Genomic DNA, 25552 nt, shown 5'->3' with positions numbered 1-25552 from the left:
GGCTGAAGTTAACTCGTTCCCCTTAACACCCCATGCCGAACAAGTGAGCACTCTCTCTTGCATGGTATTGTACAACATCATAGAGATTTCTCACTTTGTTCGGGATGCGGTTCTTAACTGAGTGGCAGGTCTGTAAGGTCAGCATCATATATTTAAAAGCTCATTGCAAAAAATAACAAATTCCTTTAATTTAAAAATTTAGCCTCCAAGGATAAAACTCATGCTGACCCTTTTCCGTGAGCAACCACGCGCATTTCAGATGATTTTTATGTTAGAACTATGGGAGCGGTTTGGTTTTTATACGGTGCAAGGAGTTCTGGCTCTCTATTTTATTCGCTTTCTGGGTTACAGTGATGTGGCATCTTACTACACTTTTGGTGCTTATTCGGCCTTGGTTTATGGTATGGTGGTCATTGGTGGTTATTTGGGGGACAGGGTACTTGGTACGAAGCGGACTATAGTTTTAGGACTGATTGTACTAGCGGTGGGCTATTGTTCACTGGCGTTGACTGACAAACAACATGTTTTTTTTGCATTGGGATTAATATGTGTTGGTAATGGTTTGTTTAAAGCGAATCCATCAAATTTATTGTCTAAATGTTATGAAGCACATGATCCTCGCTTGCATGGTGGATTTACTCTGTATTATATGGCAATTAATTTAGGGAGTATGGTGGCTTTATTTGTAGGTCCAGCTATTTCGAGCCGCTACGGCTATTCTTATGCCTATTTCATTAGTGCAGTGGGCCTCGTTATCGGCCTTGCCAATTATTGGTTTCAACATCAACATGTTGCTCATATCAACACCTTGGCGGATAAGCGAATTATTAGTTTGCCTTATTGGATTGTTGTTTTGGCTGGGGTGTTTGTTTTTACGGAATTGGCTGCCTATTTATTACAACACGTCATGCTCGCTAAAAATTTATTATGGGTTATTACATTCATTGTAGTTAGTATTTACGCTTATTTGATGCGTAAGGAATGTAAGGCATCCTATATGCGGATGTTGGTTGCTTTTGCTCTAATGCTAGAGGCGGTCATCTTTTTCACCTTATATCAACAGATGCCTACTTCAATTAATTTATTTGCAGTAAATAATGTAATACCGACTTTTTTTGGCATTACTATTGATGCTCAGAGTTTTCAGGCTTTAAATCCAATCTGGATCATTTTGATGAGTCCGGTCTTGGCTTATGTTTACGGCAAGCTTAATCAAAAAGGTATTTTATTTTCTATTCCATATAAATTTGCTTTAGGTATGACCATGTGTGCCGTGAGTTTTCTCATGCTCTATTTTGCCCGTTATTTTTATACAGGAAATGGGATGGTTTCATCATGGTGGCTAATCTCCAGTTATTTATTTCAAAGTCTTGGTGAGTTACTAGTCTCTGCTTTGGGCGTGGCAATGGTTGCTGAGTTGGTTCCACAGCGAATTGCTGGCTTCGTAATGGGTATGTGGTTTTTAACTTCAGCGGTTGCTGGTTTTATCGGAGCCACAGTAGCGTCTTATACCGCTCTGCCCACCAACATCAAACCTGGAGTTGAATCACTGCTGATTTATACTGATGTGTTTGCCTGGATAGGTATTGTGACTCTGATTATTGCTTTGTGTATGTGGCTTCTCTCACCACGCTTGAGTCGCTATATTTGTTCCAATACTGCTAAGGACGAACATAAAATAGAAGCAGTTGAATACTCTACTACTTATATTCCCAGCCATTAGAGGAAAAACTCTTCTTGCCTGGCGGTCAGAACCTCAAAACCTGTTTCAGTCACTAGTATAGTGTGCTCCCACTGAGCAGACAATTGATGATCTTTCGTGACCACGGTCCAATTATCCGACAAAGTGCGGACCTCTTTTTTACCCTGGTTAATCATAGGCTCTATTGTGAAGGTCATTCCAGCGCATAGTTGCAATCCTGAATCAGATTTACCAAAGTGAGAAACATAAGGCTCTTCCCACATTTCGCGACCTATTCCATGGCCACCAAATTCACGAACTACAGAGTAATTATGTAATTCAGCATGTTGCTGGATAATATGTCCAATATTTCCAAGGTGCACTCCTGGACGAACAATATGGATTGCTTTGTAAAGACATTCTTGAGCTACGTTTACCAGTCGTTCGGCAAAAGGTTTGGTTTTACCAACAAAAAACATTTTACTGGTATCCGCGATAAAGCCGTCTTTTTTTACCGTGACATCAATATTAAGAATATCGCCGTCATTTAATTTTTTCTTATTCGAAGGAATACCATGACATACTACATGATTTAAAGACGTGCAAATGCAACCTGGAAATCCATGATGATTTAATGAAGAGGGAATAGCCTGTAAATTGTCAACTATATATCTTCTACAGATTTGTTCCAGTTCTCCAGTAGTTATTCCAGGAAGAACAAAAGCTTTGATCATTTCTAATACGGAGGAGGCGAGGCGTCCAGCAACCCTCATTTTTTGAATTTCATCATGAGTTTTCGCAAACATCGTCATTTGTCTCCATTGCTGCTTGATTAACCAAAAAAATAATTGCATCGGCGTAAGTAAACGTTGGATTTTCTTCAATTACTTTTCCAATGCGTAGCCAATACTCTGCTTGCGAATTAACGGATCGGCTCATTGCTTTAGCCATAATTTTAGCCGCATCATGCAATTCATCCGAAATTTTAACAATACCCATGAAATAAGCCCTGAAGTGATTTTTGGGCATAATACTACGTTTTAATATGTTATGCTACATAATGATGCATTTTGCTATTTGTCACAATAAAACTATATGCTGTTATCGCCTTGGTAATCTGTTAAAATCATGTTTGTCTAGTTCCAGGATGGTCCTAAGATAGATGAAAGCACCTGCAATAAATTGAGCAAACTGAAGAAATAAATACGAGTCGTGGAATTTCTGTGATGTTTGATAGTGGAGCAATACCTGTAATGATGAAAACTATCTTATATGGTTTACCAGAAACCAAGCTCGCACGTTTACTATCGTGTTGATGAGCTTGATCAACTAGATTATGAGAGCTAATTAAAGTTTATAATTTGCCACGCTTTCTTCTGCTGGCAATACTTCTTCAAAAAACTGCTTTTCTTGTTTTCGAAAAATACCATGTGCGCTTAATAATTTATCCATACTTTTACTAACAAAATTTACCATACCTGGTGAATTCATCAAATTAGTAGTTTTTGGGAGGTCTCCTCCCTTTCCATATCCAAATTTTATACTATGAAATCCTGGAATATTGCGAAAGGGTGCCAAATCCGGATCGTTGATTAATATGCCCTCTTTTTCTGCAATAAAAAAGGAAGTTAAGGTATGTTTTTGGTGGGGTTTATCCATACCTGCCCTTTTTTCCAGGTAACCGTTTCGAGTATATGCACGAACTAAAACTGAAACATGGTTTACACCGACTGCATCATTTGTAGCTGACATATCAAAAGCACCTGTTAGTCTGGGATTAACCTCCACAAGAGTAGGTCCTTTCTGAGTTAAAATAACTTCAGTATGAGCAGCTCCATAATTGAGTCCAAGTATGGGTAATACTTGCTTCACATAATCGGAAATAAGTTGGAACCTCTTATCCTCAGGACCAATAATTGTAGAGTAATCATACAAAGGTGAACCGTTAATAACCTTCTTGTGTACAAAAATAATATCAGTAATTGAAATGGCTTCTCCGAAAGATACAGTATTTACCATAAATTCATCACCCACTAACATTTCTTGGGCTACAACATTTTTGTTTTTTGCTTTAAAAATATTGTCACTTCCCATAATGACTCCAAAGGCATCAATGACATCATTCAATTTATAACAAAAATGTACGCCGTCAGTACCTGCACTTTCTTCTGGTTTTAGTACAACTGGCAATCCGTTTTTATTAACCCAATCAAGCAAAGCAAACAGGTTATCTGTTTTAGTTTGATTGGCTGCAAGTAAGCCTTTCTCACGAATAGTTTCCTGCATTAAAAATTTACTTTTCCTTGCCTTTGTTTTACTAAAATCATTACGTGTTGGCAGTTCTAATGCCTCACCCAATTGATCCGCTAACTCCACACCTGCCTCAGCACCTGGAATAACAGCTCGAACGTGAAAAGCCGAAAAACTTCCTACGAGGTCATGAATAGAGTCTGTTTCCTTCAGATTAGCAATATAGTCGTGCTGATTGTGTTCTATGCCAAGAGATTGGGCATTTTTAGAACAAACATGCACTACGCTATACCCGTTTCCTCTTAGGGAGGGGGCAATATGTCTCCCCGTCGATATCCCATCAACGACTACGAATACTTCTTTGCGCTGAAAATCAGTGCTGTGTATATGTTTTCCCATAGTTCCCTCCAGTTGAGTCTTTCATCCAGATGATTCAAAGTTCTCGAAAAAATACAGGCATGAAATTTATCATAAAAAATATTATTATCAACATGACAATATAAAAAACATGTTGATAAAATGCAAAATGAATATAACATATCTGTTTTTACACATTTTATGTGTAGAAAAATCAGGTAGTAAGATAAGAGCCATATAACTGAAACATAATTTTAAACATGGAGTTTTGAGGAGTGTTTATGCAATCAGCGGTAAGCAAAATAGTTAATGATTCAAAAAAAGACGAGCTTAAATTTGCAAATCAGTATGGTTATACAGGAGTAAAAGAAGCTCTTTATACCTCTGATCATCCAGAGGTTGTTTTCTGGACTGGTTTTTTCCAAAATCGTTTCAAAGAACGAAAAATTTTTGAGCAATTTGAAGAACAAACTAGTGGAAATGATATCCATAAGGCGGTTGCTATAGCCACTCAATGGTATCGATTTTCCAGTATTATGCCTTGGATTCTCTGCAAAGCAGCAACTGTTGTTTCCAACAACATCAAGCGACATTATGTCATTCAAGGTGCTTATGAAGAGTTAGGGATGCGTGATGTTAATGAAATCCATCCGGAGCGATTTCGTGAAGCAGCTATTGATGCAGGAGTAGATGAAAGTCTTTTTGAAAAGCATCAAGGCTTTTCTCGCGTAAATGATAGTTTAGATAAGCTTGTAAAAAGTCTAACAACAAGCAAAACTGACGCAGAAGTTATGGGTATTCTCCTAGGCCTTGAATGTCCAGCAGAAGAAAACGTTGAGACGCTTTTTCTAGGTCTGGCTCTGACTCCGGAAATCAAGGCTCAATTACTTAAGTCTATTTTTTTTAGAATTCATCGAGCTATCGAATGTGAGCATATACGCCTTGCTGTATCTAATTTCTTAAGATTTAATAGCGATGAAGTGTCCAAAAAAGACTTTATTAAAGGTTTCGATCAAGGTATTCAATTTTGGGTTGAGTTTTGGAGTGGACTTGCTCAATTAACTTTAAAATTAAGAGCTTCTAGTAACTAAGGATATAAAGTTATTATGTCACTAAAACGTCAACTCACTCTAAAAGATGGAGTTTCTTTAGCGCTGGGCTCAATTATGGGCTCAGGATTATTGTTTTTGCCGTCTTTGACTGCAGCAGTGAGTGGACCTAATACTGCTTGGGTATGGATTGCTACAACTCTACTTTGTTTTCCTCTTTTATATCTGTTTAATGATATGGTTGTTAGTGTAGCAACAGAAAGTGGAATTGAGGGTTTCGTCTCATTGGGTTTGGGTGAAAGTATTGGCGCATCTATCCCAATTATATTTCTTGGAACAGTAACTATTGGAATGCCGATTTCAGCCCTTATTGTGGGGGAGTACGTTAAAAATTTTTTAGGTGGCGGTGAACTAACACAATTTATTACTGCTCTTAGTCTTGTTTATACGGGTATTTTAATCAATTTCGTCGGTATCAAAATAGGAGCGTTGGTACAGCTTTCTATTGCTTTTTTAACTTTTTTGGTGGGTTTGTTTCTGTATTTTCTTATTCCTGCTCAAATTCCCTGGCATAGTTCTTTTTCTTTCTCTGTTGCGTCAGCAGCTACTTTTTTTCCTGGAATTATAGTTGCATTTTGGGCCTATGCAGGCTTTGAAAATTTAACTTTTATAGCTTGTGAATTTAAAAATCCAGCCAAAGATTTTAAATTGAGTATGATCATTGCACTAGTATTATGTGGCTTATTGTATCTGTTACTATCATTGAGTTGTTTATCTGTTATTCCGCGTGAAGAAATTAATGGGATGTCTGGCTTATATCAGTTGGTTGAGACCTTGGGTAATCATTTTTTACCTACATTAATCATTACTCTTTTTGCCTACTTTGCAGTTCAAATTAATTTTAATAGCTGGATTTGGGGAATATCCAGGTTGATTTATTCAAGTGCTAAACAGAGAAAGCTCCCTTTGTTTTTTTCAGAATTAAATAATCAGCAAATACCAGCAAGAGCTATCCTGTTATTGATGATACTATTTACGTTAGCTTTAATCGTGTTATCTTGTATTCAAAGACATTTTGAATCAATAGTCACTTTGGTAAGCACTAATTTTGTATTTATCTACGCATTATGTTTATCTTCATACATACGATTTAAAAAAAATGGCTTTCCAAGAATTTTAGCAGCAGGTATGCTGTTGCTATTTACGTTACTACTGTTTTCATCAGGATGGGCTTTGTTATACCCCTTGGTTCTTTTTTGTTCCAGTGTGGTTTTTTTTAACTCTCAGATAATTCATAAGCAACAGCATCTCAAACGGTAACATGTTGGCAAAAAACTAATTTCCTTGTCCCTGAAGTTTATCCCTGAAGAGGCGCTATCTTTGTTCATTGCTTCACCTGGGGCCACCTTGGTAGGAATAACGACTACTGTTATTGCATATCATTTAAAATTATGTAGCGAATTCTGTTTAAAATTAGAATGTGTTTTACAAATTAATACCTTTAAAAAAACAGAGAACTGTCAGATCACATTTGAACTACTACACAGATATTGGCGGTAATCTAATCGACCTCCGCTATTTGAGAAATTTCTCCTGTATGATTGATCTATTTACCTAAGCAAGGGGTTTTTCGTAAGTCCTAATAGAAACCAATTTTGTTCTTAATGAGGTTATCTAACTTTACAACATAGCTTGGTTGTTAAGTCTATTAAACCGATTAATAAAAGTATTGTTTTAATCCTCCTTTGAAGTGATTTAGTAGACGGTTTTCTCTTTACTTGAAATTTATGTTTATACATAGTATAATTATAGTGTGTATGAACTATGGTTGAATTATTATGTCAACAGTCTCACTAAAAAAATGGGGAAATTCCGTTGGAATTCGTATACCTTCGACGCTGTTAAAAGACGCTCATTTAGAGCCAGGGGAAGTAATGGAAATTACTGTTAATGAAGATGGGGCTATTCTATTAACACCATCTAAACGTAAGCAGGAAGGCTGGATGGAAAAATTTAATGCGATTGCTGATGCTGAACAGGAAGGCGAAATAATCGATTTATCTAATCAATTCGACGAAGATGACTGGACATGGTAAATATAAAAAGGTTCGATGTTTGCTTGGTAAATTTAGATCCAACAATTGGATCTGAAATAAGGAAAACAAGACCAGTGGTAATTATATCGCCTGATTCAATGAATTTAAGTCGTCTTAAAACAGTTATCATCGCTCCCCTAACCAGTACTATTCGCGAGTCATTTCCAACGAGAGTTAGGACAGATTTTAAGGGCAAAGAGGGGCAGATTGCTTTGGATCAGTTGCGTTCAATCGATCGCTCTAGGATTGTAAAAAAACTTGGGAAATTAGAATCCAAATCATCTGATGAAGCTCTAAATATTTTATCCATCATGTTTGCTCATTGATTTAAAAGTTAATTAATCTCGTCAAACTCGATAATTTATTAATTTTGAAAACTTAACCAGACTTCTTAACCGATTTTGCCTTGATTTTCTGTTGATTGCAAAAGCAGAGCAGTAAAGAAAACCCTACTTTTATTGCTCTGATGATTTAGTCGTTGGGAGAAGCCCTTTAATGCCATTATCCAGGGTGCACACTAATTCATTGTGATAGAAAAATACACTTAACTTTTAAAATGAACTTGACGAAAAAATCTTTCTATTGGAACCCGAATCACTAATATTATTTACTTTGATGTATTTAATTTTTCATAGCTCATAATGAGCTATGTCGCCATGAAGACCACCACATAAGTGTACCTGGATGGTTCTGTCTTGCAGTTGGACTGTAATTAATTTGTAATCACCATCTTCTGACACTACTTTTCCAAGTTGATTGAGCATATTGAGATGATTGCTGCCAATGAGGCCATATACGATCATTAATTCTGGTCGTTCATTAACGTATTCCAGAAATCTACGAGCAGATATTTCATCAGATATTATTAAAGCTTCCTCGTGTATTGAGCGGTAAGCAGTTTTTCGTAAACGGATTTTCGCATTTTTGTGTAATCATTATATGTTAATGGCGTGTCAGGAGAAGAGCCATATAACAAATGCTGTTGATCCTTTAAATCTATTAGAGGTTCATTATTTTCATGGATTGGAATTTTATTAATCTCGATCTCTTTAAACATTGATTTATTCATCAGAAAATTCATTTTGTATTAAATAATAAGTTGTTAAGCGTGATAGGCCAGCATTCTCAGTTTGCACTTTTTACAGCAATTCATATATGCAGATCTCCTTGTGCTTCAGTTAGTAATGGAGGCTCATCCAAAGCACCTTAAGCAGAATTATATATTTAAGATATCCTTAACAAATGGGATTGTAATTTTACGATGGGCTGCCAAAGAGGCATCATCCAATCGGTTGAGCAGTTGATGTAAGTCATGCATATTTCGCGAACAGCGGTTTAGTAAAAATTGAGCAACACTTTCAGGCAAATCAAACCCACGTTTAAACGCATGCAGTTTTAAAGTATTAATTTTTTCTTCATCACTTAACTCATTCAATTGGATTACCAATCCCCAGGCAAGTCTAGAACGTAAATCAGCAAGATTGATCGCAAGCATTGCTGGCGGTTGATTTCCGGAGATAATTAAAAGACTTTTTTCCTCATCTTTGATTTTGTTATACAAATGAAATAGTGCTTCTTCCCAAGCCGAATCATTGCCTATAGCATGGACATCATCGATACAAATTAACGTTTGATCTTCTATTCCCTCTACAGTTTGAGGCCCCCATTCCTTAAGAAGGATTAAGGGTAGATAGATTGCAGATTGAGTTAAATTGACTGCTTGGCAGCAGGCTTGTAATATATGAGATTTTCCACTGCCCTTATGCCCCCATAAATAAAGTAGCCTATCTTCTTTCAGGGTGAGCATGTTCTGCAGTTGTTGTTGTAGAAGCGTATTATTTTCCCAGTTAAAGTCAGAAAGAGTTGCTTCATCATTAAGTTTTATTGTTAAAGCCAACTGAGTGTTCATTGGGGTAAATCTTTTTTGGGCCATGCTTTTCTGCCCCAAGTCCAAAAGTAATCGATATAAGTGGTGGCCGTGGTAAATGCGGTCAAGTAGATTAGTACGTTAACTATATATTGTGGAAATTGAAAGTAGGCTAGTTCAAATAAGCATAAAGTGACCAGCACCAGTTGGAAGGTAGTATTGAGCTTGCTCAATAAAGTGGGTACAAAATCCAATTTACGTTGAATACACCAATACCAGACTAATACTCCAATAGAAATACTTAAATCTCTAAGAAAGACAAGAATTACCAACCACCATGGCAATGATCCTATTAATGCTAAGGAGATAAAGCTGGAAGCAACTAATAATTTATCGGCCATAGGGTCGACAAAAGAACCAAAAGTGCTTTGCCAATGAAAATATCTGGCCAACCAGCCATCTAACCCATCAGTAAATCCGGCTATAATAAAAAGGTAAAATGCATAGACGTATTCATGATGATAAAGAAACATCAGAAATGGGACAATCAGTCCTAATCGAATCAAGGTTAATGCATTGGGTATGTGTTTTAATATCATGTGGCATGCGATAATTTTAATCCCCCAATTTTAAAAAATTGTTAAGGGAATATATTGCACCAAAAGTTACACCCACAATCCTGGATGTTTCAAGTGGCAGTGATAGAGCTAGTTTATACAATACCGTTGCCGCTGTCACGCTATTGAGTCAGCTATCTGATGCTGAATACCATGGGCGCTTCCCTTAAGCAGCATTCCATTAGACGATTGTTTGTTAGCCTTGTAATGATTTGTATTCTAATAACAGGGATTAAGAGGGTTGAGTTTGGCTCTATAGATATCCTTACTGAGATCACCTTTCAAACGCATAGTTAATAGGCATTGATGTTGCCATATGTCGTGTAATAATTGATGTTTTTGCCAGCAAAAAAGGCGAGGATGAATTTCCATAGAAAGATCATTTAACACAGTTTGCATCACATCGTATACAATATGCCATAATTGATTGGCACCTAGTGAGTACTGCTGTTTTAGACAATTTATCCAGTGACCCAGATTATTTTGCAAGGTTCCATGAGTAAAAACGGTTCTTATTGCATCGAGACTGGTTGATTTTATGCTTGAAGTAGCGGGCAAATCAGGTTTTTTGCTCTCCTCAAAGGACGGAGAATAATCAACTTTAATTTTTTCGAGACTTTGTAGAATTAAACCTTGAGGTCTATGGTCACTAAATATGATCAGAGTGTTGTGAGGCTTTGCTTTTAACGAGACCCCGTATTTCAATAATAAATGCAGTTGTCCTAATAAAACCGTATGGCAATACTGGCTGAAATAATTAATTGGAGTTAAGCCACTCTCCATAATAATTTCAACAAGTAATGGTTTATTTGATAAGGGCGAGTTAGCAAATAAACTCATCAATGGGACTATTTTTTGTTCCGCTTTTATTACACTTGATGGGTGTTGAAGAAGGTTAACCGATAGCTCCTTCTGAAAGTAATTAGAAACAGATGAGCTATTTACTCTCAATCGAGCTAAATCGTGGGCTAAAAATAAAGTATTCTGATAGTGGTCTGATTTAGTTAATAAAGAATTTATCCAATCCACCATGGCGCAGTTGTATTGTTCTTCTTCTGATGTGGCTGTTTTGGAGGGATCAGGTGTAGATACATTAACAGCAAGTTTAATGAGTGTGTTTGAATGATCTATTGGCATCATTGTGTCCAAAGACATAGATGGCATTACTGTTTGGTGATGGGGAAACAAGATAAGCGATTTGCAATCGGTTAGTTGACTGCACATGATTTGTAATTTATTGCGCCATTGCCAGGGATGGACAGGAACAGGGACATATTCTTGTGGATTTAAATGGTTAAATTGTAACTTTTCTTGCCATAGCTTATGTTCATTTGGAAATTCACGGGCAATCAAAGCATTAAAATTAGTTGAGTCAGGAGCGGTGTTGATTTTATGTTTACTTAAAGCACACCAGTGGAGGCTGATTTTTGCCTGAAATTCAGGAGATTTTTGTAACACTTCTCGCCGCGTGAATCCCATCTTGGCCCGAAAACCTGGGTAATCTGGATGGCCTTGATCTCCCCATTGTTCGAGAAATAGAAACGCCTGGTGTGCTGTCTGGTTATTGTTTATCCATGACCAAAGGCTGTCATACTGATATGCTTCATTACAAATCTGAACGTTCCAGCGTTGTTTATAGGCTTGGGCTAGAGCATCATTAGCAATTGATTCATCCAATTCATCGCGAATGCTACTCCATTGATAAAATTGACTTTCTGGATTTGAGTGCTTTAAAGTAATCTGTAATTGATCGATAAAGTCATGGACATGGTGGCTGGCTATAGGTGCGGTAATTATTCCTTCCGCAACAGCTGAGTGCTGCAGGCGATCCAAGGCATTTTTATGCGCCTGAGCGATAAAATAATCAATGCTGCTTTGCGGCAACCCTATGCCGATTTCAAATAATAAAAAACGTAATTGGTGACTAAGTTCATGAAAATTTCCATACGCCAAAGCCATGCTGATCCCCAAATAAGAACAATTATGTTATCAATATAAATGATAATGATTCTCATTTGCAAGCAGGAAAGCGGAATAATTAATTATTCCATTAAGAACCGCTATCATCTCTCTTCAAAACTCGACATCTTAACTGTAACTGGTAATTCTAACCTATCATTCAATTTAAAATCTGAAGAAGTTTATTCAACTGGAACATACTGATTTAATTGCATTCTTTGCAATAAAAATAGCCGGGTATCCAACAAAAAACATTGGGCAAAAGCTTGCTAGACAGAACAAGAGGTGCTGTTATTTGATGAAATAGTATTACGTTAAAATTAACTATATTGGTGATCAGGTTTTAGAAAAGTTGTAAATAGCTTCCTGTAGTTCTTCTGTTAAATTATCAATTGCAGAAAGGGTCTGTTTATTTTCACTAATACTAAATAAACAGCATTTAACCAGTGAGTTAGGAAGGTTTGCGCGATAGTTTTCAGCAATCTTATTATAGATTTCTATTTTCAACTGCTCACGCCATGCTCCAAAAAATGGATTAGAAAACACCAAATCTGCATCCTTTTTGCTCTGACTGAAAGATAAAATATCACCAATTGCGGAGCGATGATCTTTATCATTCATAATTGCTATTTTAAGTACCGGATGAGATAATATTTGCTCTATTTTTGAAGGATGATTTCTGGTAAAAGCAGTTAGATCTCTTCCTGCGTGACGGCTTGTATAAAAACACCTATTAAGCGCCCCATCAGCTAAAATAGCAACTAAATTTTCATCGGCAGATTTGTTAGTTAAAATAGGTTCGAAAAATGGATTTTCATCATGTTCTTTTCGATATTCCTCTGTGGCTTTTAAAAATATGTTTTTAAGATCCGGTATTTCTATTATTTTTTTAAAATAGGTTGGGTCAAAATTTATTAGCATCATAAGAAAATAAAAACTTAAGGGAACTGTTGAGGCGTCATAAATTATTTTAGTAGTAGATTGAAATAAAACCCCACTAAAATCTACGTCAGTAATTAAATCCAATAATAACGAGGTCGACTCTTTTTGAATATACTCATCAAGGTTATCTAATTCATCTTCACTGCAGAGGTCTGTTTTCAATAGTTGTTTTAAATATTTTTCAAGCATAAATAGTTCCAGGCAATTAGTGTCCTCATTCTACACAAATAAACTTAATGTTATATTAAAAGATTTTTTTTTGCTTAATAGACTCGAGCGATTTCCTCCAATTTACAGAACAATTGTTATCACTTTCTTTGAGTGGTCCCGATATTTTGATCGGCAAAGAGATTTTTAGCCCTTGTCAATTTAACTGGACTTTAATTTGTCTTGACCATGTCACTCGTTATATAAACCGTATTAATGACAACCCTCCTAAAAAAAATACAATTGTGTGACTGGGGAAAAAAGGATGGATTACAGTCATGTGTTTTTTAAGGCTCCAGATCCAACTTAGTCAATAAGTCAATAGATTTATAAAAGGATATTTTTATGCCAAAATTTTCAACCTTTAGCATTTATGAAGATGAAGTACGCAAGTACATTAGAACGCTAAGATCACACATTGCTCTTGATAAGGAAGAATTGACTAACTGGTTTTATGGGGAGGGCGTCAATGAGTTGCGTAAAGGTCAGGCGGTTGACTATTATGCTTTTGTAAAAGAATGCCAGAGTAAATTTTTACATCGACCTCTCATATCGATACATCATTCCCTTGGTCAACATTATGCCGGATTGACTGCTGTGCAAAGTGCGCTGGTAAAGGAGTTTGGTCAAAATGATGCGGCACGCGAAAATATTATTAGAGAAGATTTTAACTCTCTTGTTATATCATCTATTGATAAGCACAAAGAGTTTATTAAGATCGAAACTGAAATTAGCTCGGAGTTTAACGATTATTTAGACAATAATGGGGACTTAAGCCCTGCTGCATCGCTAAAAAAAGTCATAGAGATGTTCGAACTAAAACGAGATCAATATCCAGATTTATATACTGAATTTAAGAATAAACTGACCTTAATGAACGAATTTCTTGACGAACTTTCAAAAAAGAATACTAATCAATTTTTTAATCCGGGGATAAATTCTCAACCAGGCTTAACACATCAAAGTATAACGTTGCCGAATGAAAATTAACTTTTATTTTGATTGATATGATAATAATTTTAACAGCCTGGCAATAATAACCAGCTTGCAAAAGCAATGTGTAGATTAATATGAAAACAGTTCATGAACTAGAGGCAAGATGATAAGATAGCTCCCTTTTTAAACGAAAATTATCTCAATGACGTACAGACCTGATATTGATGGATTAAGAGCAATCGCTATTTTACTGGTCCTTATTTATCATGGTGGTCTTTCACTTTTCCCCTCCGGATTTATAGGGGTAGATATATTTTTTGTTATATCCGGATTTCTCATTACTGGTATTATTCATAATTCCTTGAATAATAATTTTTTTTCCTTCATAGATTTTTATAATCGCAGGTTATGGCGATTGCAACCCGTGTTGATATGCCTGATTTTTTTCACGATGCTGGTTACCTTATTATTTTATTTACCAGATGATTTAATTCAATACAGTCGAAGTGCACGTAAAACGTGTTTATTTATCTCCAATCTTTTTTTTAATCAGACAACAACGGGATATTTTTCCCCTGATACTCACCAGCTCCCGTTATTACATACCTGGTCTCTTTCGATAGAATGGCAATGTTATTTGATTTTACCTCTGGTCCTGTATTGTTTAGACCGGATTTTTAGTCGAAGGAACCTGATTGGAGTAATTTATTTTCTTACCTTTGTCAGTTTATTGTTCTCGTTACACTATTCAAAAACCCTTCCAGAACAAACTTATTATCAATTTTCCAGTCGAATTTTTGAGTTTTTAATAGGAGCAAGCATCGCTTTGATTTCATTGCGCCCCATTTCAATTAATAAATATATTTTAAATGGAATCGGAGGAGGTGCACTGATAACGATTTTTTACATAGCCAGTCTGGATCATATTCTTCTTGGCTATCCCAATTTGTACGCATTTGCTGTCTGTGCTGCCACCGGATTTTTAATCGTTTTAGGAGACCTTTATCCAGCCGAGCCGGTAATCAGACTACTCTCTTTTCGTCCAATGGTGTTTATCGGGCTCCTGTCCTATTCACTCTATATTTGGCATTGGGCTGTATTCTCAACCTTAAGGTACCAAAGCATAGTAGAAACCCCCGTAATTTTGATAGTGGCTTATGTGTTTGCTTTTATTTTGGCCTATTTTTCCTGGAAATACATTGAAATACCATCAAGACGGATGAAGCAGATTAAGTTCCAATACACAGTCTGTAGTTTATTGTTGCTACCCATATTGACGGTCTATACAGCAGATTATTTTATCAAGGCAAACTTGGGATTTCCCCAGCGCTTTAATCATGAGTTAGTTAACATCTATCAGCAATTGGACCAATTCAGTAGTTGGCAAAGACCTTTGTGTATTGGTAATAAAAAAACTGATATTGATACACAATGTAAAATAGGCGCTAAAAAATTGAATAGTAAAACAGGTTTGATGATTGGGGATTCTTTTTCAAATCATTATTGGGGGTTTATGGATATCCTGGGTCAAGCTGCCAATGTTTCCATGTTAGCCCAAGGGACTTCATCTTGTCTTACCCTGCCCGGGATTGATCTTTATGACTGGTGGCATTTCAAAAATCAAATTTATGGGGAATGTCACGATCAAACTGCAAAATATTATCGAATGATAAAAGATAATCATTATAATTATGTGATTATTGGACAGGTTTGGACTAACTATTTATCTGAAAATATAATAAATTATTTAGGAGATGAGCGTTCATTACCATTAACAAAAAAAAGGATAGAGATCGCTCTGGATAACGCGCTAAACATCATAAGCGAATCTGGTGCAAAACCGATATTGATTAAGTCAACAGCATTGATGCAGGATAACTTTCATGATTGTTTTTTTAAACATATTAAATTACGACAACCTTATAGTTCAAAACAGTGCAGCTTTCACTTGACACCATCAGAGGGAGATAAATGGTTTGAATATTTATTTAATAAAATGAAAGTTAAATATCCGATGTTGATAGTAATGGATCCTAAAAAGGTGCAATGTCAGAACAATATTTGCAGAGCGGATATCAATGGAGTTCCAGTATATCGTGATGCAGGTCATATTACTGATTACGCATCCTATCAGTTTGGGGTTTTATACTTACAAAAATTTGCTAATCCATTAACCTAGATTTTTAAGATACAAGTGGGCAGTAAATCCCTAATGACACCATACTCTAAGGCTTTAAACGCACTGACTTACGTCCCTCGGCTTGTCTTCCAGAGGAATCACAAGCCTCTCTGAATTTCATCGGCAAGTCACGGGACGTAGGTAAATGGTAGTATCGTTGGATGAAGAATTTTAAAAAAAGTGGATCTTGACCCTATAGAGAGACGTTTCCTGTCCTTAAAAGAGAGGATGTAGCTATTAACTGATTAACGTTTTTCTTCATTTTTGCGATACAAAATTACTGTATTACCAATCAGTTGCACCAGCTCTGCTTGTACCTGTTGACATAATTCGTTTGTCATTGCCAAGCGGTCTTCCTTTTCTGCACCGTTGATTTTAACCTTGATTAACTCATGGGAGAGCAATGCAATGTTAGTTTCAGCAACAACCGCTTCAGTGAGTCCTTTGGAACCAAGAAGGATTACTGGTTTTAAATGATGAGCTTGAGCTTTAAGTGATTGTTTGAACGAAGTATCCAATTTCAGGTTCCTGATTGATAAAATGGCAAATTATTGCACGTTTTGCTGGGAAAAGGTAGTAAAATTCAGTATCATAAGAAAAATCTATAAAATTTGATGGTTATGAGGCGTACTAAAAGTAGTAAACGTTGGTTAGATGAGCATTTTAATGACGTTTATGTAAAAAAAGCACAAGCTGAAGGCTATAGAAGTCGAGCAATTTATAAGTTAAAAGAGGTGGACGACAAAGAGTCGCTCCTTAAACCTGGGATGACCGTGGTCGATTTAGGGGCTGCACCGGGGGGATGGACGCAATATGTTTCTGAAAAACTTCAAGGCAAAGGGCTTATCGTGGCTTTAGATATTTTACCCATGGATGCTTTGCCGGATGTATCGTTCATTCATGGGGATTTTAGGGAAGATAACGTTCTGCAAGAACTAATGAATTTAATTCCTGAGCGAAGCTTGGACTTGTTATTATCAGATATGGCCCCAAATATGAGTGGAAGTACCGCAATAGATATACCAAGAGCCATGTACTTGGTAGAGTTAGCTTTTGATTTTGCAGAAAAAATGTTAAAACCTGGGGGCACTATGTTAGTAAAAATTTTTCATGGCTCTGGTTTTGATGATTTGGTAAAACAGGCGCGAGCATCCTTTGAGAAAGTGGTGATACGTAAACCATCCGCCTCACGATCTCGTTCAAAAGAAACCTATTTGCTGGCAAAGGGCTATAATTTATAGTAGCTTTAGAGATATCTCTTTTGGATGAATATGCAGTGTTTTCGGTGATTTAATTCACAAGAGCTGTAGTTATGGTTCTCACAACAAGGCTGTAAGTAACTAACGAGGTTAATACTTTGAACGATATGGTTAAGAATTTATTTTTATGGCTGATTATAGCGATTGTTCTGGTCTCTGTTTTCAGTAATTTTGGCCCTCGTAACTCTGTTGCTGAGAAAGTTTCCTACAGCCAGTTTCTGAAAGACGTAGATCAAGGCATGGTGAACTCAGTTACAATTGAGGATAGCAAAATCATCAAAGGGATGACAAAAAACAACAAACGTTTTGTCACCTACATGCCTATGCAGGACAATGCCTTATTAGGTGAATTGCTCAAAGGCAAAGTGGATGTCAGTGGGCAGGAAAAACAACAAGAGAGTTTCCTCTTGCATTTATTCATCAACTGGTTCCCCATGTTACTGTTAATTGGCGTCTGGGTATTCTTCATGCGTCAAATGCAAGGCGGTGGTGGCAGAGGAGCAATGTCCTTTGGTCGTTCGCGTGCACGGTTGTTGGGTGAAGATCAAGTGAAGGTTACTTTTGCCGATGTAGCTGGTGTTGATGAGGCTAAAGAAGAGGTAAAGGAACTGGTTGACTTTTTGCGTGACCCAACCAAGTTCCAAAGTTTGGGGGGGCGTATTCCGCGTGGCGTGTTATTGGTCGGCTCCCCTGGAACTGGTAAAACCTTGTTAGCCAGAGCGGTTGCTGGTGAGGCGAAAGTACCTTTTTTCACTATTTCTGGTTCTGATTTTGTCGAAATGTTTGTGGGGGTAGGCGCATCACGGGTCCGTGATATGTTTGAACAAGCAAAGAAACATGCACCATGTATCATTTTTATAGATGAAATTGATGCTGTAGGTAGGCATCGTGGCGCGGGTCTTGGTGGTGGTCACGATGAACGTGAACAAACGCTTAACCAACTATTGGTTGAAATGGATGGTTTTGAAGGCAGTGAAGGGGTTATCGTTGTGGCGGCAACTAACCGCCCTGATGTTTTAGATCCTGCCTTGTTACGTCCTGGTCGTTTTGACCGTCAAGTGGTAGTTCCTTTGCCGGATATTAGAGGTCGGGAACAAATCTTAAGAGTCCATTTGCAGAAAGTTCCTGTTGATACTAATGTTCAGGTGATGGATATTGCTCGAGGTACCCCAGGATTCTCTGGTGCTGACTTGTCTAACTTGGTAAATGAAGCTGCTTTATTCGCCGCCAGAGCAAATAAACGAAAAGTAAGCATGCAAGAGCTGGATAAAGCCAAAGATAAGATCATGATGGGGGCTGAAAGACGTTCCATGGTGATGGATGAAGATGAGAAAAAACTGACTGCTTATCATGAGGCGGGGCATGCAATTGTTGGATTGTCTGTGCCAGAACATGACCCGGTATATAAAGTGTCAATTATTCCTCGTGGACGAGCACTTGGTGTGACAATGTTCTTGCCAGAACAAGATAGATACAGCCATAGTAAGCGCCGTTTGGAAAGCCAGTTATCCAGTTTGTTCGGTGGGCGAATTGCTGAGGAGCTTATTTTCGGCCTTGAAAGTGTCACTACTGGCGCATCGAATGACATCATGCGATCTACCGAGATTGCTCGTAAGATGGTAACTTCTTGGGGCTTATCTGCTTTAGGCCCCCTTACTTTTGGTGATGAGGAAGAAGAGGTATTTATAGGACGTTCGATGAATAAGCATAAGGAAATGTCTGACAGAACAGCGCAACAAATTGATGAAGAAGTACGAGCAATTATAGATAGAAATTATCAAAGAGCTAAAGAAATTCTGGTTATCAATATGGATAAATTACATCTGATGGCTGAAAGCCTGATAAAGTATGAGACTATTGATAGCAAACAAATACAGGAAATTATGTCTGGAAATGAACCTACACCGCCTGAAGATTGGGGTTCTTCCAAGCCTTTGGAAAAGACGGATGTCCCTAAAGAACCACCTGCCAAAATAGTTAATGGCGAGACGATAGAGAAGCCTGCTGAAGAGCATTGATTTTATATTAAGTTGTTATCAGAGAGAACCAGGTGACCCCCGATCTATTTGCCGGCTGGCTAGAACGAAAAAGTCAGCCTACAATACAAAATTCCTTTGAAAAACCGTTAATTATGGGCGTGCTGAATATCACTTCAGACTCTTTTTTTGATGGTGGTAAATTTCTGTCTATTGACAGAGCCTGCGAACATGCGTTTCACTTAATCGCTCAAGGGGCTGATATAATTGATATCGGCGGTGAGTCAACGAAACCAGGGGCAAGCCAAATTCCTTTAGATATTGAATTGGGTAGAATAATCCCCGTTATTGAGCAAATTCGGTTCCATTCAGACATTTGTATTTCCATTGACACCTATAAACCTGAAACAATGAAAGCAGCTGTTCAAGCGGGCGCTAATATCATTAACGATATTTATGCGTTGCGCAAAGAAGGATCGTTGGCTATGGCTGCAAAATTGGCGGTTCCCGTCTGTTTAATGCACATGTTAGGCCGGCCACAGGATATGCAACAAAATCCTCAATATCCAAATGGGGTAATGGCGGAGCTGACGCAGTTTTTTGTAGAACGTATTAACGCTTGTATTAAGGTTGGTATTGAAAAAAAACATCTAATTTTGGACCCGGGTTTTGGTTTTGGAAAGTTGGTAAACGATAATCTGCATTTAATCTGCCATCTGGATGATTTGAACCATTTTAATTTACCTGTTCTTTTGGGTGTTTCTCGTAAAAGTACTATTGGAGCGGTGTTGAATAAAAAGGTGAGTGAGCGCTTAATTGGAAGCATAGGCGTTTCAGTATATGCTGCTCTAAAGGGCGTGGGGATTCTCAGAACACATGATGTAACTGAAACGAATCAGGCTTTGCAAATGATTGATGCGATTTGTCAGGCTGGTTGAAACAATAATTTGAGAGTGGTTTCTGGATGATTAATAAAGGGGTAGGTAAGGATGAGTCAACGTAAATATTTTGGTACTGATGGCATACGCGGTCATGTTGGTCTATCAAGCATTAACCCTGAGTTTGTTTTAAAATTGGGTTGGGCCGTTGGGCGGGTATTAGCAAATGGGCATAGAAAAAAAGTTGTAATAGGTAAAGACACACGGGTATCTGGATATATGTTGGAATCTGCTTTGGAAGCAGGTTTATCTGCTGCTGGTGTCGATGTGGCCTTGCTTGGCCCAATGCCAACACCTGGTATAGCCTATCTAACTCAAACACTTAGAGCTAATGCAGGTATAGTGATTAGTGCCTCACATAACTTATTTGAAGATAATGGCATTAAATTTTTCTCTGCAGATGGTGGAAAGTTACCCGACAGCGTAGAGCTGGCAATAGAAGCGGAGCTGGAAAAAAAATTAGAAACAGTATCTTCTGAAAAATTAGGCAAAGCGACCCGTATTGGTGACGCAACAGGCCGTTATATAGAGTTTTGTAAATCTACTATTCCTTCAATGTCTCGTTTATCTGGCCTGAAAATTGTAGTGGATTGTGCTAATGGAGCTACTTATCATGTAGCGCCTAATGTATTTGCTGAATTAGGTGCAGATGTTACGTCCATAGGAGATAAACCCAATGGATTTAATATTAATAAAGAGTGTGGCTCAACTTCTCCTGAACACCTGAAAAACAAGGTAATAAATACAGGTGCGGATATTGGTATTGGTTTGGATGGTGATGGCGACAGGCTGGTTTTAGTTGATTCTCAGGGTAATATAGTAGATGGGGATCAAATTATATATATTATTGCTAAAGACAGACATCAAAGAGGTGTATTACATGGAGGCGTGGTAGGTACTTTGATGAGTAATTACGGTTTGGAGTTAGCAATTTCATCTTTAGGCATCCCTTTTCTACGTTCTAGAGTTGGAGACAGGTATGTATTAGAAACCCTTCGCGACAAGGACTGGAAAATAGGCGGAGAAGCTTCAGGTCATATCGTTTGTTTAGATAAAACAACGACAGGCGATGGTATTGTTGCCGCGCTTCAAGTATTGTCAATAATGGTAAAACAGGATAAGACCTTGCAGCAATTAACCGAAGGAATTACTCTTTTACCTCAATCTTTGGTCAATCTTAAAACCGATCGCGCTGCTTTATTAGCAACTAATCCTTTAGTAGTTCATGCCGTGAGAATGTTAGAAGAAAGTTTGAAAGGCGAAGGCCGTGTGTTACTCAGACCTTCTGGCACGGAACCCTTACTAAGAGTCATGGTCGAGGGAATCAATGAGTCTGCTGTCAGACAGCAAGCTCAACAATTATGCGATGATATCAGTCTCATTGACGCAAAAATAAATGAGACAAAAGAGTCGGCTTAAGTTGCGCTTTGAGGCAGCAGATCGTTTTGAATTATTAGATCAGCTTCCTCAACCAACTGTGCTGATTTAGTCCTAAAAAAACAGGGTCTATTGGTGTATTCAAATTCTACTTGACCCGTAATTTTACCTATGAGCATTCTAAAGAAGTCTTCAATAGCCTCCCAAAGTTTAAAAAATCCTCTATGCCTCTTCAATGGCTCATATCGGGGATCCTTGGAAAGATGGGGAATCTGGGTTACTGAAATATTAGAGTCATGGGTATCTATAAAGATTTTAGCCATTTGTAATGAATGTATGGCTTGTAATAATAATTTACCTTCAACGGGATGATCTTTTTTTAATTTGGTATATTGAGCATAAAGTGACGTTAACTCAGCCGGCTTATCTTGTAGCTCAGATACGTCACCAAAAGACTCATCGACCAATGGCAGATTAGGTTTTAAAGACAAGAGTAGGTGTAGGTCTTTTTCAGGATGAGGACAAAGGCGCATATAGGCCTTAATAACACCTAAATCCTTTTTATATTGTAATTCAAATAAAATATCTCTTATCAGATGAGATTTTTTATAAGTATCTTCATCATTTGAGTATGCTTCAATTGCTTTGTATAAATCCATGTACCATTGCTGAATGTCAATGGAATGATATTTTAGGTAGTTAAGACTTTGTTGATAACAGTCTTGCCACTTCTGAAGCTCAGGATGATTTAGTGACGAGGGTGCCAGTATAAAACCATCAGCATTATACAATGATTTAACAAAGAATTTTTGAGTACGAGGTGATGAGGATATTAATAGTTCCTCCGAAGCCTCTGTTGCTAGTTGCCTGACTTTTAAATCTGGTAGGGAAATTGAAATTGATTGTTCCTCGGGTATATTTTTAACTGTTAATGCCTGTTGTAGGTTAAGAACAATTTTATTCGATGAAAGCAAATCTGTTTCGAGTTTTTCATGCGCACAAGGTAATGCTTCGTCTGGCAATAATTCTGTTGGAATAATAGGAAAAGACTGCTCATCTCCTGCAGCTTTAGTGGACAAGGAGTTTGGAGTAATAACTATTTTATCAAGAGATAATAATTGTCTTACAGTGTTATCCTGTATTGGGGTCAACGGTTGATCTGGATTTAAATCTGTTGGAACAGAAGAAGCAGACTGTTGATTGGATACTGGTTGAGTAAGAGATGCTTTTTTTATAATCAGAACAATTTCGCCAGAGGAGGCTAATTGTTCGACGGGCTTCTCTTGTGCAGTTATAGGTAATTTAATCTGTTTTAGCTTAGATAGAAAGGGAGAAGTTGATTGCTTATCAAGTTCAGGAGTTGCGGCTAGTAACGTCTCGGTTGACGTTGAGGCAATGTTATCAGAAGACGTTAATTCGTAGGGGGATTCATTTATAATGACTATTTGATCAGATTTTAAGCTTAACGGAACAGCGGGAGACGTTATCGCATTTTGTGATTCTTCAGAGAGCAAAGGTGGTTTGGAAGCAAGGACAATCATTTCTGGGGCTGTCAATGGATCTCCGCGCTTCTCCTCTGTAGGTCGTAATGCCGGATCAGAATTCAAACTGGTTGCAACAAAATAGACCAACTGCTCATCAGGTTGCATTGATCTTGGCTTTACTGGAGCAAGGAGCACCCTGTTAGAAGTATCTTCTGGATCGGGGAGACTTTCTCGGAATGGTTGTTCGACTATAAAACTTGTATCTAGTGATTCAGGAGAATCGAATCGGGTATCAGGTTCATTGTAGTCAGGAAAAGAGAAGGTAGATGTTGATGAGCTACAATCCATTACTTCGTTGGGTATGGGGTGTTTTGAGAGTGAAACAGTTTGATCTGGGGAGAGGATTGGTCCTGTTTGACACTCTGGTGTCAACATGGATAATTGATCCAAGTTTAAGCTCTCTTGAGCAGCCTGTTCTAATTGCTCGTGAGCCAGCGTAGCTGATTTTGCTTCCTGCACCACTTCAAGAGCAGAATCCTGCTGTTCTTTAGATTGCTCTATCGGTAACGGTAAAAGGCTAATTTGCTTTATACCTGCGGCAATTAAAACACGCAGATCAGCTAATTGTCCTGATATAATACTCATTTGATCTTGAATTGGATCCCCTAGATTTGCAACACTCAGTGTTTTCTCGATATCTTTTTTTCGAACTATGGAAGCTTGCAGTTGCCTCTTTATCTCTTCCAGGTTTCTAGCCTTTACGAGAAAGGACTTACATAATTCGTACTGTTGCATTAATAGTTCTTTCTCAGGTTTTTCAGACTCAATGTGCTGTGTTAATCGTTCAAAATCTTTTTGAGTTACAGGCAGAGAGTTAATATTTGACTCAAATTTATGTTGAGTTTCTAATTGAATTATTTCAATCTGCAAATTATCCACTGTTTGAAGTCTATTTAAAATTACCGCCATTTGCTCCAGCTTTTGTTCAATAACTGGTATATAGGAAAATATTGCAAGGTAGTAATCAGCGGGAGAAGCAATCGAGGAAACACCAAGGGGGGGCAGCAGCAAAATGCATTCGCTAAATAACATGTTGGCTTGTTTAATCAGCAGAGGTATCCCCGAGTCGCTGCCAGGGAAACTCTGAGCTGTTGAGAGCAATGAACCAAGTATCTTAATTTCATTAACCAGACGGATTTTATCTAATGTCAGCTTGTGCTCCTGCTCCAGTAACAGCAAATAACTAACAGAGTTTTCAGCCTTAAGCTGAGCTATCTCATATTGGTGTTGATCTTGAACCCATGACTTCCATGCGTAAGGATCAATGTAAGTTAAAGCACTCGGAAGTTTATTTTGATACGCTTTAATTAAATCAGACTTTTTGGAACTTAACTGAAATTCTTCTGATAATCGTTCCTTTATTTTCGGGTCCAAGGTATTGATAGAAAGCTCTAATTCAATAGGTTCCAGCAGTTTTTCTACATGTGCAGTTTGCCGTTTCAGTTCTTGAACTTTAGCCTGAATATCAATTCCCGATATTTGTCTGGAAAATAATTGATGCAGCTCAGTCATTTTAGGTTTGATTTCTTTTAACTGGCTCAAAGATAGGGCTACTGAAGCGATTAATTTTTTAAGACTATTCTTATCATCCCTGGTAGAGAGATTGATCCCATCAGTACGTAATTCATCAAGCAGGTCATGTATGGCCTTTTTTAGCTGTAGGAATTTAAGTCTGGCAGCACGAGTATCTATTTCACCAAGCCTTGTTGATAGTTGTAAACTATATTCCTCTACTGCTATTTTTTGGGTTTTGTTATCTACAGTAGCACTATAAGGAGGGGTTATTTTATCAACCTTGAGTAAATTTTCATTAATTTGTGGCATGAGATTGTGGAACGATGTATTTACTGACTTCATACATAGTTGCATCTGCCCCAAAAGAGTATCAATATTTTCTTGCGTTATATATAGCTCTTCACTCAGTGCAGTTAAATGTTCTTGTTGTGAGCTCAAACAATGCTTTTGATTGGCTAAATCAAAGCATTGTTTTGTTAAAGTATTCAAGGCAAGCAACTGTTCGAGATGATTTTGTAACTCTGGTTGTACCTGGGTTGCATCAAGAGAAGGGTATTTGGCAAATATTTTGTTTATATCAACTGGATTAAAAGGGGAAGTTAGATTAGAAAGCTCGCTCATTAACTGCAGTATGATCCGTTTCATCGTGTATACTCCTTCTATAGTCCTTATTCGATTCTAACTAAATCAAGGCGCTAAGCAAGAGGCAATAAAGAATAATAATTTCGTACATCGCTTTACTTATAATAAAAAGATAATAGTGCTACACATCCGAGATAAGTTTGGGTATAGTCGCTTCCAGA

The 25552-nt window shown here is 37.5% G+C and carries 20 protein-coding genes and 1 pseudogene; 11 read left to right on the top strand and 10 right to left on the bottom strand.

Annotated elements, in window-relative coordinates; translation table 11 throughout:
* Positions 1 to 220: 220 nt before the first annotated feature.
* Positions 221 to 1723, top strand: coding sequence for an oligopeptide:H+ symporter (locus tag HRS36_RS16505; protein ID WP_173238183.1), 1503 nt, complete (start codon positions 221 to 223; stop codon positions 1721 to 1723).
* Here HRS36_RS16505 and map read toward each other — a convergent pair.
* The 3 genes from map to HRS36_RS16490 form a co-directional block, all read right to left on the bottom strand.
* A complete protein-coding gene (gene map, locus HRS36_RS16500; protein WP_173238182.1) occupies positions 1720 to 2487 on the bottom strand; it encodes a type I methionyl aminopeptidase in 768 nt (255 codons plus the stop codon). The two genes, HRS36_RS16505 and map, sit on opposite strands and share 4 nt — an antisense overlap.
* Positions 2468 to 2680, bottom strand: coding sequence for a ParD-like family protein (locus HRS36_RS16495; protein ID WP_173238181.1), 213 nt, complete (start codon positions 2678 to 2680; stop codon positions 2468 to 2470). Before HRS36_RS16495 ends, map begins: the two co-directional genes overlap by 20 nt.
* Positions 2681 to 3028: 348 nt before the next feature.
* Positions 3029 to 4330, bottom strand: a complete 1302-nt coding sequence (locus HRS36_RS16490; protein WP_173238180.1) for an ATP-grasp domain-containing protein — start codon at positions 4328 to 4330, stop codon at positions 3029 to 3031.
* Positions 4331 to 4569: 239 nt separating this feature from the next.
* Here HRS36_RS16490 and HRS36_RS16485 point away from each other — a divergent pair, with 239 nt between their 5' ends.
* The 4 genes from HRS36_RS16485 to HRS36_RS16470 all read left to right on the top strand — a co-directional run bounded on the left by HRS36_RS16485 (position 4570) and on the right by HRS36_RS16470 (position 7759).
* The gene (locus HRS36_RS16485; protein ID WP_173238179.1) at positions 4570 to 5379 is read left to right on the top strand and encodes a hypothetical protein; all 810 of its coding nucleotides are present in this window, start codon (positions 4570 to 4572) and stop codon (positions 5377 to 5379) included.
* Positions 5380 to 5394: 15 nt separating this feature from the next.
* Positions 5395 to 6657, top strand: a complete 1263-nt coding sequence (locus HRS36_RS16480; RefSeq protein WP_173238178.1) for an APC family permease — start codon at positions 5395 to 5397, stop codon at positions 6655 to 6657.
* 518 nt (positions 6658 to 7175) lie between these two features.
* A complete protein-coding gene (locus HRS36_RS16475; RefSeq protein ID WP_173238177.1) occupies positions 7176 to 7433 on the top strand; it encodes an AbrB/MazE/SpoVT family DNA-binding domain-containing protein in 258 nt (85 codons plus the stop codon).
* Positions 7427 to 7759, top strand: a complete 333-nt coding sequence (locus HRS36_RS16470) for a type II toxin-antitoxin system PemK/MazF family toxin (RefSeq protein ID WP_173238176.1) — start codon at positions 7427 to 7429, stop codon at positions 7757 to 7759. The genes HRS36_RS16475 and HRS36_RS16470 overlap by 7 nt, the downstream gene beginning before the upstream one ends.
* A 557-nt stretch (positions 7760 to 8316) precedes the next feature.
* Here the strand turns inward: HRS36_RS16470 and HRS36_RS19100 are convergent.
* The 5 genes and pseudogenes from HRS36_RS19100 to HRS36_RS16450 all read right to left on the bottom strand — a co-directional run.
* Positions 8317 to 8502, bottom strand: a pseudogene (locus HRS36_RS19100) (M15 family metallopeptidase); the annotation flags it as partial.
* A gap of 147 nt (positions 8503 to 8649) precedes the next feature.
* Positions 8650 to 9342 carry a DnaA regulatory inactivator Hda gene (gene hda / locus HRS36_RS16465; protein WP_173238576.1) on the bottom strand — a complete coding sequence of 231 codons (693 nt, stop codon included), beginning with the start codon at positions 9340 to 9342 and terminating at the stop codon, positions 8650 to 8652.
* Entirely contained in the window at positions 9339 to 9899 is a 561-nt protein-coding gene (locus HRS36_RS16460) for a CDP-alcohol phosphatidyltransferase family protein (protein ID WP_173238175.1), read from the bottom strand. The genes hda and HRS36_RS16460 overlap by 4 nt, the downstream gene beginning before the upstream one ends.
* Positions 9900 to 10136: 237 nt before the next feature.
* Positions 10137 to 11876 (bottom strand): IucA/IucC family siderophore biosynthesis protein, encoded by a 1740-nt coding sequence (locus HRS36_RS16455; RefSeq protein ID WP_173238174.1) that lies wholly within the window; start codon positions 11874 to 11876, stop codon positions 10137 to 10139.
* A gap of 336 nt (positions 11877 to 12212) precedes the next feature.
* The gene (locus HRS36_RS16450) at positions 12213 to 13007 is read right to left on the bottom strand and encodes a hypothetical protein (protein ID WP_173238173.1); all 795 of its coding nucleotides are present in this window, start codon (positions 13005 to 13007) and stop codon (positions 12213 to 12215) included.
* A gap of 363 nt (positions 13008 to 13370) precedes the next feature.
* Between HRS36_RS16450 and HRS36_RS16445 the strand changes: the two genes are divergently transcribed.
* Together HRS36_RS16445 and HRS36_RS16440 are read left to right on the top strand one after the other, a co-directional pair.
* On the top strand, positions 13371 to 14015 hold the full coding sequence (locus tag HRS36_RS16445) for a hypothetical protein (protein WP_173238172.1): 645 nt from the start codon (positions 13371 to 13373) through the stop codon (positions 14013 to 14015).
* Positions 14016 to 14163: 148 nt separating this feature from the next.
* Complete coding sequence (locus HRS36_RS16440) at positions 14164 to 16140, top strand: acyltransferase family protein (protein ID WP_173238171.1); 1977 nt, start codon at positions 14164 to 14166, stop codon at positions 16138 to 16140.
* A 245-nt stretch (positions 16141 to 16385) separates the two neighbouring features.
* On the opposite strand, the gene yhbY is transcribed toward HRS36_RS16440, so the two are convergent.
* Positions 16386 to 16658, bottom strand: coding sequence for a ribosome assembly RNA-binding protein YhbY (gene yhbY, locus HRS36_RS16435; protein WP_173238170.1), 273 nt, complete (start codon positions 16656 to 16658; stop codon positions 16386 to 16388).
* Positions 16659 to 16760: 102 nt separating this feature from the next.
* On the opposite strand from yhbY, the gene rlmE reads away from it, so the two are divergent.
* The 4 genes from rlmE (at position 16761) to glmM (ending at position 21732) form a co-directional block, all read left to right on the top strand.
* Positions 16761 to 17381: a 23S rRNA (uridine(2552)-2'-O)-methyltransferase RlmE gene (gene rlmE, locus HRS36_RS16430; protein ID WP_173238169.1), complete on the top strand. Its 621-nt coding sequence runs from the start codon at positions 16761 to 16763 to the stop codon at positions 17379 to 17381.
* Positions 17382 to 17506: 125 nt separating this feature from the next.
* The gene (ftsH, locus tag HRS36_RS16425) at positions 17507 to 19417 is read left to right on the top strand and encodes an ATP-dependent zinc metalloprotease FtsH (RefSeq protein WP_173238575.1); all 1911 of its coding nucleotides are present in this window, start codon (positions 17507 to 17509) and stop codon (positions 19415 to 19417) included.
* Positions 19418 to 19449: 32 nt separating this feature from the next.
* A complete protein-coding gene (gene folP / locus HRS36_RS16420) occupies positions 19450 to 20313 on the top strand; it encodes a dihydropteroate synthase (RefSeq protein WP_197933198.1) in 864 nt (287 codons plus the stop codon).
* Between the two features lie 51 nt (positions 20314 to 20364).
* Positions 20365 to 21732, top strand: a complete 1368-nt coding sequence (gene glmM / locus HRS36_RS16415; protein WP_173238168.1) for a phosphoglucosamine mutase — start codon at positions 20365 to 20367, stop codon at positions 21730 to 21732.
* Here glmM and HRS36_RS16410 read toward each other — a convergent pair.
* Positions 21729 to 25394: a hypothetical protein gene (locus tag HRS36_RS16410; protein ID WP_173238167.1), complete on the bottom strand. Its 3666-nt coding sequence runs from the start codon at positions 25392 to 25394 to the stop codon at positions 21729 to 21731. The genes glmM and HRS36_RS16410 overlap by 4 nt on opposite strands.
* Positions 25395 to 25552 lie beyond the last annotated feature (158 nt).

The sequence above is a fragment of the Legionella antarctica genome (genome assembly GCF_011764505.1).
Lineage (GTDB): Bacteria > Pseudomonadota > Gammaproteobacteria > Legionellales > Legionellaceae > Legionella > Legionella antarctica.
This window is presented reverse-complemented; position numbering and strand designations above follow the sequence as displayed.

Coding starts and splice junctions, on each gene's coding strand:
- HRS36_RS16495 (WP_173238181.1), bottom strand. CDS start 2,680: ATGGGTATTGTTAAAATTTCGGATGAATTGCATGATGCGGCTAAAATT.
- HRS36_RS16450 (WP_173238173.1), bottom strand. CDS start 13,007: ATGCTTGAAAAATATTTAAAACAACTATTGAAAACAGACCTCTGCAGT.
- HRS36_RS16485 (WP_173238179.1), top strand. CDS start 4,570: ATGCAATCAGCGGTAAGCAAAATAGTTAATGATTCAAAAAAAGACGAG.
- HRS36_RS16505 (WP_173238183.1), top strand. CDS start 221: ATGCTGACCCTTTTCCGTGAGCAACCACGCGCATTTCAGATGATTTTT.
- HRS36_RS16445 (WP_173238172.1), top strand. CDS start 13,371: ATGCCAAAATTTTCAACCTTTAGCATTTATGAAGATGAAGTACGCAAG.
- HRS36_RS16440 (WP_173238171.1), top strand. CDS start 14,164: ATGACGTACAGACCTGATATTGATGGATTAAGAGCAATCGCTATTTTA.
- map (WP_173238182.1), bottom strand. CDS start 2,487: ATGTTTGCGAAAACTCATGATGAAATTCAAAAAATGAGGGTTGCTGGA.
- rlmE (WP_173238169.1), top strand. CDS start 16,761: ATGAGGCGTACTAAAAGTAGTAAACGTTGGTTAGATGAGCATTTTAAT.
- HRS36_RS16475 (WP_173238177.1), top strand. CDS start 7,176: ATGTCAACAGTCTCACTAAAAAAATGGGGAAATTCCGTTGGAATTCGT.
- HRS36_RS16455 (WP_173238174.1), bottom strand. CDS start 11,876: ATGGCTTTGGCGTATGGAAATTTTCATGAACTTAGTCACCAATTACGT.
- HRS36_RS16490 (WP_173238180.1), bottom strand. CDS start 4,330: ATGGGAAAACATATACACAGCACTGATTTTCAGCGCAAAGAAGTATTC.
- ftsH (WP_173238575.1), top strand. CDS start 17,507: ATGGTTAAGAATTTATTTTTATGGCTGATTATAGCGATTGTTCTGGTC.
- glmM (WP_173238168.1), top strand. CDS start 20,365: ATGAGTCAACGTAAATATTTTGGTACTGATGGCATACGCGGTCATGTT.
- HRS36_RS16480 (WP_173238178.1), top strand. CDS start 5,395: ATGTCACTAAAACGTCAACTCACTCTAAAAGATGGAGTTTCTTTAGCG.
- HRS36_RS16410 (WP_173238167.1), bottom strand. CDS start 25,394: ATGAAACGGATCATACTGCAGTTAATGAGCGAGCTTTCTAATCTAACT.
- HRS36_RS16460 (WP_173238175.1), bottom strand. CDS start 9,899: ATGATATTAAAACACATACCCAATGCATTAACCTTGATTCGATTAGGA.
- HRS36_RS16470 (WP_173238176.1), top strand. CDS start 7,427: ATGGTAAATATAAAAAGGTTCGATGTTTGCTTGGTAAATTTAGATCCA.
- hda (WP_173238576.1), bottom strand. CDS start 9,342: ATGAACACTCAGTTGGCTTTAACAATAAAACTTAATGATGAAGCAACT.